The 12,215-nt window shown below is 71.9% G+C and carries 11 protein-coding genes; 5 read left to right on the top strand and 6 right to left on the bottom strand.

Going from position 1 to position 12,215, the window contains the following annotated elements; translation table 11 throughout:
* The first annotated feature begins 677 nt into the window (after positions 1–677).
* A complete protein-coding gene (locus tag ASF38_RS06985) occupies positions 678–2,387 on the top strand; it encodes a sodium:proton antiporter (protein ID WP_055969402.1) in 1,710 nt (569 codons plus the stop codon).
* A 6-nt stretch (positions 2,388–2,393) separates the two neighbouring features.
* Here ASF38_RS06985 and ASF38_RS06980 read toward each other — a convergent pair whose 3' ends face one another.
* A complete protein-coding gene (locus ASF38_RS06980) occupies positions 2,394–3,203 on the bottom strand; it encodes an ABC transporter permease (RefSeq protein WP_055969398.1) in 810 nt (269 codons plus the stop codon).
* Complete coding sequence (locus ASF38_RS06975; RefSeq protein WP_056574667.1) at positions 3,200–4,129, bottom strand: ABC transporter ATP-binding protein; 930 nt, start codon at positions 4,127–4,129, stop codon at positions 3,200–3,202. The genes ASF38_RS06980 and ASF38_RS06975 overlap by 4 nt, the downstream gene beginning before the upstream one ends.
* Positions 4,130–4,291: 162 nt before the next feature.
* Here ASF38_RS06975 and zwf point away from each other — a divergent pair, with 162 nt between their 5' ends.
* Positions 4,292–5,725, top strand: a complete 1,434-nt coding sequence (zwf, locus tag ASF38_RS06970) for a glucose-6-phosphate dehydrogenase (protein WP_055969392.1) — start codon at positions 4,292–4,294, stop codon at positions 5,723–5,725.
* Positions 5,726–5,760: 35 nt separating this feature from the next.
* Here the strand turns inward: zwf and ASF38_RS06965 are convergent, their stop codons facing one another.
* From ASF38_RS06965 to ASF38_RS06955, 3 genes are read right to left on the bottom strand one after another with little or no spacing between them, the layout of a single operon-like run.
* Entirely contained in the window at positions 5,761–6,204 is a 444-nt protein-coding gene (locus ASF38_RS06965) for a GNAT family N-acetyltransferase (protein ID WP_056552647.1), read from the bottom strand.
* Positions 6,201–6,557, bottom strand: a complete 357-nt coding sequence (locus ASF38_RS06960) for a GntR family transcriptional regulator (RefSeq protein WP_082480526.1) — start codon at positions 6,555–6,557, stop codon at positions 6,201–6,203. Before ASF38_RS06960 ends, ASF38_RS06965 begins: the two co-directional genes overlap by 4 nt.
* The gene (locus ASF38_RS06955; protein ID WP_056574664.1) at positions 6,554–7,375 is read right to left on the bottom strand and encodes a hypothetical protein; all 822 of its coding nucleotides are present in this window, start codon (positions 7,373–7,375) and stop codon (positions 6,554–6,556) included. Before ASF38_RS06955 ends, ASF38_RS06960 begins: the two co-directional genes overlap by 4 nt.
* Before the next feature lie 165 nt (positions 7,376–7,540).
* Here ASF38_RS06955 and pcrA point away from each other — a divergent pair, with 165 nt between their 5' ends.
* On the top strand, positions 7,541–9,916 hold the full coding sequence (pcrA, locus tag ASF38_RS06950; RefSeq protein WP_082480525.1) for a DNA helicase PcrA: 2,376 nt from the start codon (positions 7,541–7,543) through the stop codon (positions 9,914–9,916).
* A gap of 350 nt (positions 9,917–10,266) precedes the next feature.
* Here the strand turns inward: pcrA and ASF38_RS06945 are convergent, their stop codons facing one another.
* The gene (locus ASF38_RS06945; protein ID WP_055969383.1) at positions 10,267–11,049 is read right to left on the bottom strand and encodes a M23 family metallopeptidase; all 783 of its coding nucleotides are present in this window, start codon (positions 11,047–11,049) and stop codon (positions 10,267–10,269) included.
* A 142-nt stretch (positions 11,050–11,191) separates the two neighbouring features.
* Between ASF38_RS06945 and ASF38_RS06940 the strand changes: the two genes are divergently transcribed.
* On the top strand, positions 11,192–11,515 hold the full coding sequence (locus tag ASF38_RS06940; RefSeq protein WP_056574662.1) for a hypothetical protein: 324 nt from the start codon (positions 11,192–11,194) through the stop codon (positions 11,513–11,515).
* A 141-nt stretch (positions 11,516–11,656) separates the two neighbouring features.
* A partial coding sequence (locus ASF38_RS19095; protein ID WP_235497454.1) for an ATP-grasp domain-containing protein occupies positions 11,657–12,215 on the top strand: 559 nt, incomplete at its 3' end.

The following is a 12,215-nucleotide window of genomic DNA, read 5'->3' as shown; positions in this document are numbered from 1 at the left end:
CTTGCTGCTGCGTCGCTGTGGCTGCGAGTGGACCTGCGCTCCGAAAGGGCCTCGACCGGCGGACGGGTCCGGGCTCGGGTGGGCTCTCGGAGCGTGGCTCGGGGTGGCGCAAGATTCTGCGTTCGTGCGTGAGGGGGCGAAGGATGCTGCATTCGTGGTCGGATCCCGTCGTGAACGCAGCATCGTTCGGGCTTCTGCACGCGAAGGCAGAATCTTGCGTCCGCGGGGGCCCCAGGTGCGTGAGGTGGGCAGGGATTCTTCCTTTGCGCGTGACGGTCCACGAGAAGGGAGAATCACTGCCCTCCGGGGCGTCATTTCGTCGCCACGGTTCTTCCTTCGCGAGGCACGGTCCACACGAACGAAGAATCGTGCGTGAATCCCGCGCAGATGAAGAATCGTGGCCGCGCCCCACAGTCCCACCCGAGTCCAGACCCCCTGCTGCGGTCGAGGCCCTTCCGGAGACCGCCCCGACTCGGAGCCACAGCAGCGCAGCCGCGGGCGGAGACCCAGCCGCCCCGCACATCCGACCGAGCCGAGACCCACCGCCCCGGTCGAGGCCCTTTCGGAGCGCCGGTCCACTCGCGGCCACAGCGACGCAGGAGCGAGCGAAGCCCCAGCCGCACCGACGCAGCAGCGGGCCCACGCCCATCGGAGAACCGACGTGGAGACTGGTCCCCATGGATCTCCTGCTCCTCACCGTGATCGGCGTGCTGGTCATCGTCGCTGCGACCTCGCTCGCCGGACGTCTGGGGGTCGCGGCGCCGCTGATCCTCGTCCTCGTGGGTGTCGCGATCTCCTACGTCCCGGGGGTGCCCCGGTTCGAGATCGCACCGGAGGTGATCCTGGCGGGGGTGTTGCCACCGCTGCTCTACGCGGCGTCGGTGAACATGCCGACGGTGGACTTCCGTCGCGACTTCAAGGCGATCAGCGGCCTGTCGGTGGTGCTCGTGCTCGCGTCCGCCACCACGCTCGGCTGGCTGCTGCCGCTCGTGGTGCCGGGGCTCGGCTTCGCCGAGGCATTCGCCCTCGGAGCCATCGTGAGCCCGACCGACGCCGTCGCGACGTCGATCGTGCGTCGCACCGGGGTGGCGCCCCGCCTCGTCACGGTGCTCGACGGCGAGAGCATGCTCAACGACGCCACCGCGCTCGTGCTGCTGCGGACTGCGGTCGCCGCCACGGGGGCCTCGGTGTCGATCTGGCAGGTCGGGCTCGACTTCGTGCAGGCGGTCGTCGTGGCCGTGCTCGTGGGCGCCCTGGTCGCGGCGGTCAGCCTGCTCGTGCGCTCGCTCGTGGAGGACGCGACCGTCGCCACGTCGATCTCGTTCGTCGTCCCCTTCCTGGCGTATGCGCCGGCCGAGCACCTGGGCGGGTCCGGTCTCGTGGCCGTGGTCGTGGCCGGGCTGGCGATCGGGGCCCGCGGCCTGGTGGAGCTGCGGGCGGAGGACCGGATCGCGGAGGAGGTCAACTGGCGGACCATCGCCTTCCTGCTGGAGGGTGCGGTGTTCCTCGTGATGGGCCTGGAGCTGCGGCCCCTCATCGCCGACTTCGAGGCCTCGGGCCAGCCGTGGAGCCGGCTCGCGACGGTGACGGCCATCGCGTTGGCCGTGCTGTGGGTGGGGCGCTCGCTCTACGTCGGGCTCCTGCTCCTCGGGCTGCGTCGTGACCGGAAGGCGTCGGCACGTCATGCCCCACGCCTGGCCACCTTTCGTGAGTACCTGGCGTCCGACGACGCCCAACGGCACTCCCAGCGGCGTCGCGAGAGGGCGCTCCAGGCGATCGCCCGTCGCGAGGCCGACCTCACCTTCTACGAGGAGCAGCGGCTGGGCCGTCGCGACGGTGTGGTCCTCGTGTGGGCCGGCATGCGCGGGTGCATCACGCTCGCCGCCGCCCAGACACTCCCGCCCGACACGGTGCAGCGCAGCCTGCTCGTGCTCGCTGCGTTCTGCGTGGCCGGGCTCTCGCTGCTCGTGCAGGGTGGCACGTTGTCGTGGGTGGTCCGACGTCTCGGCGCCGAGTCCGACCGCACGGAGCAGCGCCGCGGGCAGCTCCGGGCGCTCCTCGACGCGCTGGGGGAGGTGGCCGACGCCCGCTGCACGGAGGTGCGGGAGACCGGCCTGGACGGCCGGTCGATCGATCCCGAGGCGGTGGAGCAGGTGCGCCGCCGCCGCACCCCCGCTGCGGAGTGGGAGTGGGCCGGCGACGACGGGCCCGAGCGCGACCGGCGTCTCGACGACTTCGCCCGGCTGAGGCGTGTGGTGCTGGACGACCAGCGCGAGGCGTTGCTCGACCTGCGTGCCGAGGGCCGGTACGACTCGCAGGTGCTCGACAGCGTCCTGTCCCGGCTCGACGTCGCCGAGATCGCCGCGGTCCGCCGACCGCATCCCTGACGGACGTCAGGAGATCTCGGCACGCATCACGAGCCACAGTCCCGCGAGGGTCGGCAGGAGCAGCCACACCGTCCCGGTGACCCCCAGCTGGGCCCACTCGGTGGCCGAGAGCCCGCCCTCGTAGAGCGCACCGTGCGCCCAGCCGAAGTCGACCCAGCCCACGACGTCGCGGTACCAGTCCTGCGTCGCGTAGAGCAGCTGGCTGAGGGTCGGCAGGAGACCCCAGAACACGAAGTACGCCACGAGCGCCACGGCCGAGCTGCGGGTGACGACGCCGAGCATGAACCCGACGAACATGCCGAGCACCTGCGCGAGCACCAGCGTGCCGACCTGGCCGACGGTCAGGTCGATCACCGGCTCGGTGCCACGCAGCGCGGGTCCGAGGTAGGCCCCGCCGAGCGCCACCACGAGCGCCAGTGCCATGGCGCCGACGCCGATGATCGTCGTGACGACGGCCTTCGCCGCGATGGTCCGGCCCCGACGTGGGACGAGGGTGAAGGTGGTGAGCCCGCTGCGCTGGGACCACTCACCGGTCACGAGCAGGATCGAGACCACGGGCAGCAGCACCGCCATGGGCGTGCCGACGGCCGAGCCGAACGTCTCGAAGGTCAGGGCGTCGTCGGGTGCCCACAGCATGACGGCGGCCGTGGCGAGCACCGCGACGATGCCGATGCTCGCCAGCAGCCACGTCCCGGCCCGGGTGTCGAACGTCTTGCGCATCTCGACCCCGACGACGCGACCGAACGGGATCGGCTCGGGCACGGCGCGCGAGCCAGGTCGAGCGGGAGCGGTGGCGGGGTGGGTGGCGGTGCTCATGCTGCGGCTCCTGCCGGTGTCGTGGTGCCGCGGCTGGGCGTGGCCTCGCGCTGCGTCCCGGCGGTCAGCTCGAGGAACATCTCCTCGAGGCCGGCGCCGTCGGCGGCGCGCAGCTCGGTCAGGTGGATCGACGCCGTGACGGCGACGTGGCCGACGGCTGCGGGGTCGGCGTCCACGCGCAGCCCGTCGCCGACGTCGGTGGTGCGGTGGCCCGCCGCGGCGAGTGCCCCACGCAGGGCGAGGAGGTCGGGGCTGCGCACGACGGTGCCGGCCGAGGCCAGCAGCTCGGCCTTCGTGCCCTGGGCCACGATGCGGCCCTGCCCGATGACGACGAGGTCGTCGGCGACCACCTCGATCTCGTGCAGGAGGTGCGACGACAGCAGCACGGTGGCGCCGTCGTCGGCGTAGCGACGCAGCACGTCGCGCATCCACCGGATGCCGGCGGGGTCCAGCCCGTTGGCCGGCTCGTCGAGCACGAGGACCTCGGGCCGACCGAGCAGGGCCGTCGCCAGGCCGAGGCGCTGGCGCATGCCGAGGGAGTAGTGACGCACGCGGCGCGCCGACTCGGCCTCCGACAGCGAGACGAGGTCGAGCATCTCGTCGACGCGTCGGGGCGACAGTCCCATGGTGCGGGCCGCGAGGGTGAGGATCTCGCGACCGGTGCGGCCGGCGTGCTGGGCTGAGGCGTCGAGCAGGACCCCGACCTCCAGGCCGGGGTTCGGCAGGTCGACGTAGCGACGTCCGCACACCTCGGTGCTGCCGGACGTCGCAGGGGTGAGCCCGGTCAGCACGCGCAACGTGGTCGACTTGCCGGCGCCGTTCGGGCCGAGGAAGCCGGTCACGCGCCCCGGGCGGGCGGTGAAGGTGATGTCGTCGACGGCGGTGAACCGCCCGTACGACTTGGTGAGGGAGTCGATCGTGATCATGACGGCCAGCCTCGTCCTGCAGGACGTCCTGGGGCATCGGGGAGCACGCTGGTCGCGACCCTGGGGGCACCCCGGGTCGACCCTGGCGCTCCGTTGGGTCGCTCGGTGCGGCGATCGAGCGACGTTCACCCGTCCGCAACGAACCGGGTCTAGCCTCGGACCATGAGTGACCCGCACCTGATCGTGCTGTTCGGCGCGACCGGCGACCTGGCCCGACGCAAGCTCCTCCCCGGGCTGCTGCACCTGCTGCGCTCGAGGCTGGTCGCGGACTCGCGCATCATCGCGGTGTCCATGGACGACCTCGACGACGACGGCTTCCGGGCGTTCGCGCAGCAGGCCTGCCAGGAGTTCGGACGTCCCGTCCCGGACGCGGAGTGGGACGACTTCGCCCCCAAGCTGCACTACGTCAACGTGTCCGAGGGCCCCGAGCGGCTGGCCGAGATGGCGGCGTCCCTCGAGGCGGAGCTGGGTGGTGAGCCGCGGCGCCTGCACTACCTGAGCGTGCCGCCGAAGGCCGCGATCGACGTCGTGCAGACGCTGGCGCATGCACGCCTGGTGGACCGCTCGCGGATCATCATGGAGAAGCCGTTCGGCACCGACCTCGCCTCGGCCCGCTCGCTCAACGCGCGGATCCACGAGGTCTTCGACGAGCAGCAGATCTTCCGCATCGACCACTTCCTGGGCAAGGAGGCGGCCCTCAACATCCTCGCGTTCCGGTTCGCGAACGGCCTGTTCGAGCCGATCTGGAACCGCACGTTCATCGACCACGTCCAGATCGACGTTCCCGAGACGCTGTCGCTCAAGGGCCGCTCGGGCTTCTACGAGGGCACGGGCGCGTTCAAGGACATGGTCGTGACGCACCTGTTCCAGATCCTCGCGTTCATGGCGATGGAGCCGCCGACGTCGCTCGACTCCGACTCCATCAGCGAGGAGAAGAACAAGGTCTTCCGGTCGATGCTGCCGCTGCGGCCGTCCGACGTCGTGCGGGGCCAGTACCAGGGCTACCGCGAGGAGCCCGGGGTGCAGCACGACTCCGAGACGGAGACCTTCGTGGCGCTCCGCGCGCAGATCGACAACTGGCGCTGGGCCGGGGTGCCGTTCTACCTGCGGACCGGCAAGCAGATGGCCGAGGGGGCGCGCATCATCTCGATCGCCTTCCGGGAGCCGCCGAAGTCGATGTTCCCCGCCGGCTCGGGCGTGGGGCTGTCGGGTCCGGACCACCTGACCTTCGACCTCGCCGACTCCTCGCGCATGTCGTTGTCGTTCTACGGCAAGCGACCCGGGCCGGGCATGCGTCTGGACAAGCTGTCCATGCAGTTCGCCATGCAGGACACGGCCCGCGCCGACGAGGTGCTCGAGGCCTACGAGCGGCTCATCCTCGACGCGATGAAGGGGGAGCGGACCCTGTTCACCACCGCGGAGGGCATCGAGCGGCTGTGGGAGATCTCCCAGCCGCTGCTCGACGACCCGCCGCCGGTGCGCCCGTACCCGCCGGGAACCTGGGGTCCGAACTCGGTGCACCAGCTGATCGCTCCGCGTGCCTGGCGGCTGCCGTTCGAGCGGACGTGGCGCAACCCCAACGAGTTCGCCCAGTAGCCCAGCAGCTCGGGCGCCGGACCACCCGAGCGGGGTCAGGGCGCGTCGCGCACCAGGTGCACGACCGGGAACGGGCGGCCGAAGGCGTCGGTGGTGTGGGTGCGCAGACGCCTGAAGCCGTGTGCGGTGTAGAAGCCGAGGCCGTGGGTGTTGCCCGCATAGACCTCCACGCTGGTGGGGCGCACGTGGTCGAGCAGCAGGGTGCCGATGCCGGTGCCGTGCACGGCGGGCTCGACGTAGAGGAGCTCCAGGTGCGGCCCCCGCACGCCGGCGAGTCCGAGCGGGCGCCCGGTGTCGTCCTCGGCCACCCAGACGTCCATGGACGGCAGCAGGGCGTCGCGCAGGTACGGGTGGGCCTCGGCGAAGTCGTCGTCGGACATGAACCCGTGGCTGGTCCGAGCCGCCCGCTCCCAGAGGTCGGTCAGCTCGTCGAGGTCGCGCTCCCCGGCGAGCCGGACGGACACGGGGTCGGCGTTCATCGGCCCCACGCGTCCTCGACGAGCCGCAGCGCCTGGTCGCGGGAGAGTCCTGCCCGGCGGGCGTCGGCGGCGTAGCGGGTGGCCGAGGCCCGGGTGTCCTCGTCCACGGCGACCGCGGCGGCGACGAAGGTGCCGCGTCGGCCGTGGGTCTCGATCACGCCGTCTGCCTCGAGCTCGCGGTAGGCGCGGGCCACGGTGTTGACCGCGAGCCCCAGGTCGGCGGCCAGCTGGCGGACGGTCGGCAGCTTGTGCCCGGGCGGCAGGGAGCCGTCGGCCGCGCCGGCGGCCACCTGCCGACGCACCTGCTCGAACGGGGGCTCGGCCGTGGCCGGGTCCACCACGAGGGCGATCACGCGGCCACCGCCTGTCGGTTGGTCCGCCGGACGGCGACGAGCCCGCCGACGAGGACGACCACGAGTGCGCCGAGGACGAGGGCCGTCGTGCGCAGCGCCCCCGGACCGGCGGCGATCGCGGGGGCGAGCAGAGCCGTGAGCGTCAGGACGCCACCGCTGGCGAGCAGGTTCTCGGTGAACCGGTCGATGCTCACGGCGCCGGCGACGGTCGCGACGGCCAGGGTCTGGTCGTCCTCCGCGACGAGCGCCTGCCGCACCATGCGGGCTCGGACGCCGATGCAGACGACCATCACGACGAGGGCCCCGCTCGCGGCGGCCACGGCGCCGTTCCCGCCGTCGACGCCGTCGACGAGGGTGGCCACGGCGAGCGCGAACCCGGCGACGGCCGCGACGACGAGGGCCAGCTCGCCGATCCGTTCAGCGGTGCTGCCGTGAGCCGTGCGCGGCACGAGCGACGCGGCTCGGCGGCCGCGGGGTGACGGGGTCCGGCGCACGACGTTGACGGCCTCGGAGGCGACGGCGCACACGACGGTCGAGGTCAGCACGATCGCGACGTCGGCGAGGCCGTCGGGCCCGGAGGTGTCGCCCGCGCCGACCCCCGCCACGAGCGGCACGATGCCGAGGAGGGTCCCGATGCCGGCACCCACGGCCCCGACCTGGAGTCGGTGGGTCAGCTCGGCGACCAGGGCGTCGCGGTCGACGTCGACCCGGGTGCGCCGTGCCCAGACGGCGGCGTGGGCCACTGCCTGGCGCGGTGCCGTGCAGTACAGCACGACGGCGAGTGCGAGCAGGACGATGACGAGGGTGGTGGTGCTCATGGTCGGTCCCCGATCCGGTTCGACGACGGTTTGTCTCAACCTTTGTACCGCATTGTAGTGACACAATCAAGTCTGCGGGCGAGCCGGGGCGGGCCGCCTCGGTGGCAGGCGAGCCGGAGGTGGCGGGATCGGGGTGTCAGGCCTCCCGTCTAGGCTGGACCGGTCATGACGCTGCCGTTCCCCGTGCCCCAAGGTGCCCGCCCCCCGTCTCCCTCCGACGGCACCGGAGGTGGTGCCGGCAGCGGGCGGTCCGGGCGGCGCGCGGCGCGCTCGGAGACGCTGCTCGAGGGACTGAACGACGCCCAGCGGGCTGCCGTGTCCCACGCTCCCGGTCCGGTGCTCGTGGTGGCCGGTGCCGGGTCCGGCAAGACCCGCGTCCTCACCCGACGCATCGCCTGGCTGATCGCCGCACGCGGCGCCCATCCGGGCTCGATCCTGGCCATCACCTTCACCAACAAGGCCGCCGCCGAGATGCGCGAGCGCGTGGCCGAGCTGGTGGGCGGGCCGTCGCGAGCCATGTGGGTGAGCACGTTCCACTCCTCGTGCGTGCGCATCCTGCGGCGCGAGGCCAACCGCTTCGGCTACACGTCGACGTTCAGCATCTACGACGCAGCCGACTCCCGACGCCTCATGACCATGGTCTGCCGCGACATGGGCCTGGACCCCAAGCGGGTGAACCCGCGCGCGGTCCTGCACTGGGTCTCCAACCTCAAGAACGACCTGGTCGACCACGAGTCCGCGGGTGGTCACGCCACCAACGGCACCGAGGAGCTCTACGCTGAGGCCTACGGGCTCTACCAGCAGCGGCTGCGCGCGGCCAACGCCATGGACTTCGACGACCTGATCATGCAGACCGTCCACCTGTTCCAGGCGTTCCCCGACGTCCGCGAGACCTACCGCCGCCGCTTCCGGCACGTGCTCGTCGACGAGTACCAGGACACCAACCACGCGCAGTACGCCCTCGTGCGCGAGCTGTGCGACCCCGAGACCGACCCGGACCTCGACCTCATGGTCGTGGGCGACTCCGACCAGTCCATCTACGCCTTCCGCGGTGCCAACATCCGCAACATCCTGGAGTTCGAGGAGGACTACCCGAACGCCTCCACCGTGCTGCTGGAGCAGAACTACCGCTCGACCCAGACCATCCTCAACGCCGCCAACGCCGTCATCAGCCGCAACGAGGGACGCAAGGACAAGAACCTGTGGTCGGCGGCCGGCGAGGGCGAGCGCATCGTCGGCTACGTCGGCGACGACGAGCGCGACGAGGCCCAGTTCATCGCCGACGAGGTCGACCGGCTGACCGATGCCGGCGACGCCAAGGCCTCCGACGTCGCCGTCTTCTACCGCACCAACGCGCAGTCGCGCGTGTTCGAGGAGGTCTTCATCCGCGTGGGCCTGCCGTACCGCGTCGTCGGCGGGGTGCGGTTCTACGAGCGCAAGGAGATCAAGGATGCGCTCGCCTACGTGCGCGCGCTGATCAACCCCCGCGACACGGTCTCGCTGCGACGCATCGTCAACGAGCCCAAGCGCGGCATCGGCGACGGCGCGCAGGCCGCGGTCGAGCGGTTCGCCGCACGCGAGCAGATCTCGTTCTGGGACGGTCTGCAGCGCGCGAAGGAGGCCGGTGACCTGGCCTCGCGCTCGCTCAACGCCGTCACCACCTTCGCCGAGACCATGGCCGAGCTGCGCGAGCTGGCCCTGTCGGGCGAACCCGCCGACGTCGTGCTCGAGGCCGCGCTCACCCGCACCGGCTACCTGACCGCGCTCGAGTCGAGCAAGGACCCGCAGGACGAGACCCGCGTCGAGAACCTGGCCGAGCTGGTGGCCGTCGCGCGCGAGTTCGTCGTGAACGCCTCGACGGTCACCGACGAGGAGACGGGCCGCGAGGACGGCGACCTGACGCGCGGCTCCCTGGAGGCGTTCCTCGAGCAGGTCGCGCTCGTGGCCGACGCCGACGCCGTGCCCGACGAGGGTGACGGGGTGGTCACCTTGATGACCCTGCACACCGCCAAGGGCCTGGAGTTCCCCGTGGTGTTCCTGACCGGGCTCGAGGACGGCGTCTTCCCGCACCTTCGGGCCCTCGGCGACGCCTCCGAGCTGCAGGAGGAGCGGCGTCTCGCCTACGTCGGCATCACACGGGCCCGCGAGCGGCTCTACGTCACGCGCGCCATGAGCCGGGCGGCGTGGGGCGCCCCCTCGTACAACCCGGCGTCACGCTTCCTCGACGAGCTGCCCGGCCACCTGCTCGACTGGCGTCGTGAGGCGCAGTCGCCCACGGCCTGGACCCGAGCCGCGTCGTCCAGCGGTCGGTCCACGTCCAGCGCCCCGGCCTTCACGGCCAAGGCCGCGGCGGCCCGGTCGCAGCGCAAGCGCGACATCCCCTCGCTCGACCCGGGGGACCGCGTCACCCACGACAGCTTCGGCCTCGGCACCGTCGTGGCCCTCGACGGCCAGGGCGACAACGCCGTCGCGAGCGTCGACTTCGGCTCCCAGGGCGTCAAGCGCTTGCTCCTGCGCTACGCCCCCGTCGAGAAGCTCTGACCGATCGGCCCCGCCGTCCTGGCCGGGTCCGCACCGTCAGAGGTAGGTGTGGCACCTGACCGGCGGGTCAGAGGTAGGTGACGCACCGGATCCGGGTCGTTTGAGGTGCGAGACCTACCTCTGACGGCGTCGTCGGGAGCGTCACCTACCTCTGACGGCGTGGTTCGGTGCGAGACCTACCTCTGGCGGCGGGCTCGGGCGCGGCGCGTGAACCGCTCCGTCGGGGCCGCTCGAAGGCCGACCTCGCTCCGACGCGCGGAAGCGCAGCCGCAGGTCCACGCTCGGCACAACAGACAGGCCGACCGATCAACGCAGCGCGGCTCGAGACCGGCCGTTCGGACCCGGCAGGATCAGGGGGTGACGCCGTGCTCGCGGAGCGCAGCGTCGGGGTCGACGGGTCCGCCGCCGCCCGGGTGCACCTCGAGGTGCAGGTGCGGGCCGGTGACGTTGCCCGTGGAGCCGGTGTAGCCGATCGTCTGGCCGGCGCCGACCTTGTCGCCGACGTTGACGGAGACCCGGCTCTGGTGGCAGTACCAGATCTCGGTGCCGTCGTCGAGCGTGACGATGGTGCGGTTGCCGTAGGCACCCTCGTAGCCGGCCGACGTCACGGTGCCCGCGGCGACCGAGACGATCGTCGAGCCGGACGGCCCGGCGAAGTCGAGGCCGGTGTGGGTGCTCGACCACAGCGAGCTGGCCTGGCCGAAGCGCGCCGTGAGGCGGTAGCCGGTGACGGGCAGGACCCACTGGTTGGACTTGTACTCGTCGGCGACGTTCTGCGCCTTGTCGCGCAGCTCCTCGTCGACCTTGAGCTTCTGCGAGGCCTGCTGCTCCGTCTGGCGCTGGAGCGTCGCCTTGTCGATCTCGGGGGTGACGTCGACGTCCTGCGTGCCGGTGTAGCTGGCCGAGATCGTCTGGTAGCCCGACTGCAGCGCACCGCGGTCGGCCTGCGACGAGAAGGCGCCGGCTCCGATGCCTGCGACGACGAGGGCGAAGGCACCCGCTGCGGCGGGCGTCAGCCGGAAGCTCCGACGACGGCGCTGCGGGCGGCTGACGGCCCGACGTCCGCCGGGGAGCGTGTCGCGAGGGGTCTGCTGCCGTACGTCGAGGCGACGTTTGGGGGCAGACGAAGACACGCAGGAACCTCCGGGCGGCAGGGCGGGACCCGACGAGTCTAGAGGACGCATGGGTCTGGTCAAGGAGCAAAGGTCACGATCGAGGGCCGAACGCCGGGTTCCCCGCGTGGAAGGCAGGCCCCGTGTGAGCAGGTTCACGCGCATGGGCGACGATCTCGACGTGCAGTCCTCCCGCGTCGTGGTCGCGATCCTCGATCTCGACACCGCCCTCGACACCGACACCGACACCGCCCCCGACACCGCCTCCGACACCGCTCTGCGGAGCGCGCGGACGGCGAGCGCGGAGGGGCACGAGGTCGTGTACCTGGGCCGCAGCGACCCGCAGGCCACGGCGTGGGCGGTCAGGGCCGAGGACGCGGCCACCGCGCTGGTCGTGGCCGACGACGCGTCCGCGCAGCAGCTCCGCGAGGCGCTGGACGCGATGGGGCTCCACGAGGTGCAGGTCTCCCGCGTCGCGTCACGGTGATGGCTCACGGCGGGTCGGGAGCCGTTCGTGGCCGTGGCCCTGTGACGCACCCCATCGCCCGGACCGGCCGCGCAGAGGCTAGAGTCCCGAGAGGCTCTGACCTACCTCAGAGGACCTGGACAACCAAGGACGGTCATCACCGTGGATCTGATGGAATACCAGGCGAAGGAGCTCTTCGCCAAGCATGGCGTCGCGACGACGCTCGGCACGGTCGTGCAGACCGCCGACGAAGCCAAGGCAGCAGCTGAGCAGATGGGCGGCGTGACCGTCGTCAAGGCTCAGGTGAAGGCCGGCGGTCGCGGCAAGGCAGGCGGCGTCAAGCTCGCCAAGACGGCCGACGAGGCCTACGAGCACGCCTCCAACATCCTGGGCATGGAGATCAAGGGCCTCACGGTCAACCGCGTGCTCGTCACGCCGGCCACGCCCCCGGTCGAGGAGTACTACTTCTCGTTCCTGCTCGACCGCTCCAACCGCAGCTACCTGTGCATCGCGAGCGTCGAGGGTGGTGTGGAGATCGAGGAGGTCGCCAAGACCAACCCCGAGGCCGTGCGCCAGATCCCGATCGACGCCGACGCCGGTGTCGACGAGGCCAAGGCCCGCGAGATCGTGGCCGACGCGAAGTTCCCCGCCGAGCTCGCCGACCAGGCCGTGGCCATGGTCCAGTCGCTCTGGAAGGTCTTCGTCGAGGAGGACGCCACCC

This window comes from Aeromicrobium sp. Leaf272, from assembly GCF_001422865.1.
Lineage (GTDB): Bacteria > Actinomycetota > Actinomycetes > Propionibacteriales > Nocardioidaceae > Aeromicrobium.
Note: the sequence above shows the minus strand (reverse complement) of the source record. Positions and strands in the feature narration are given on the sequence as shown.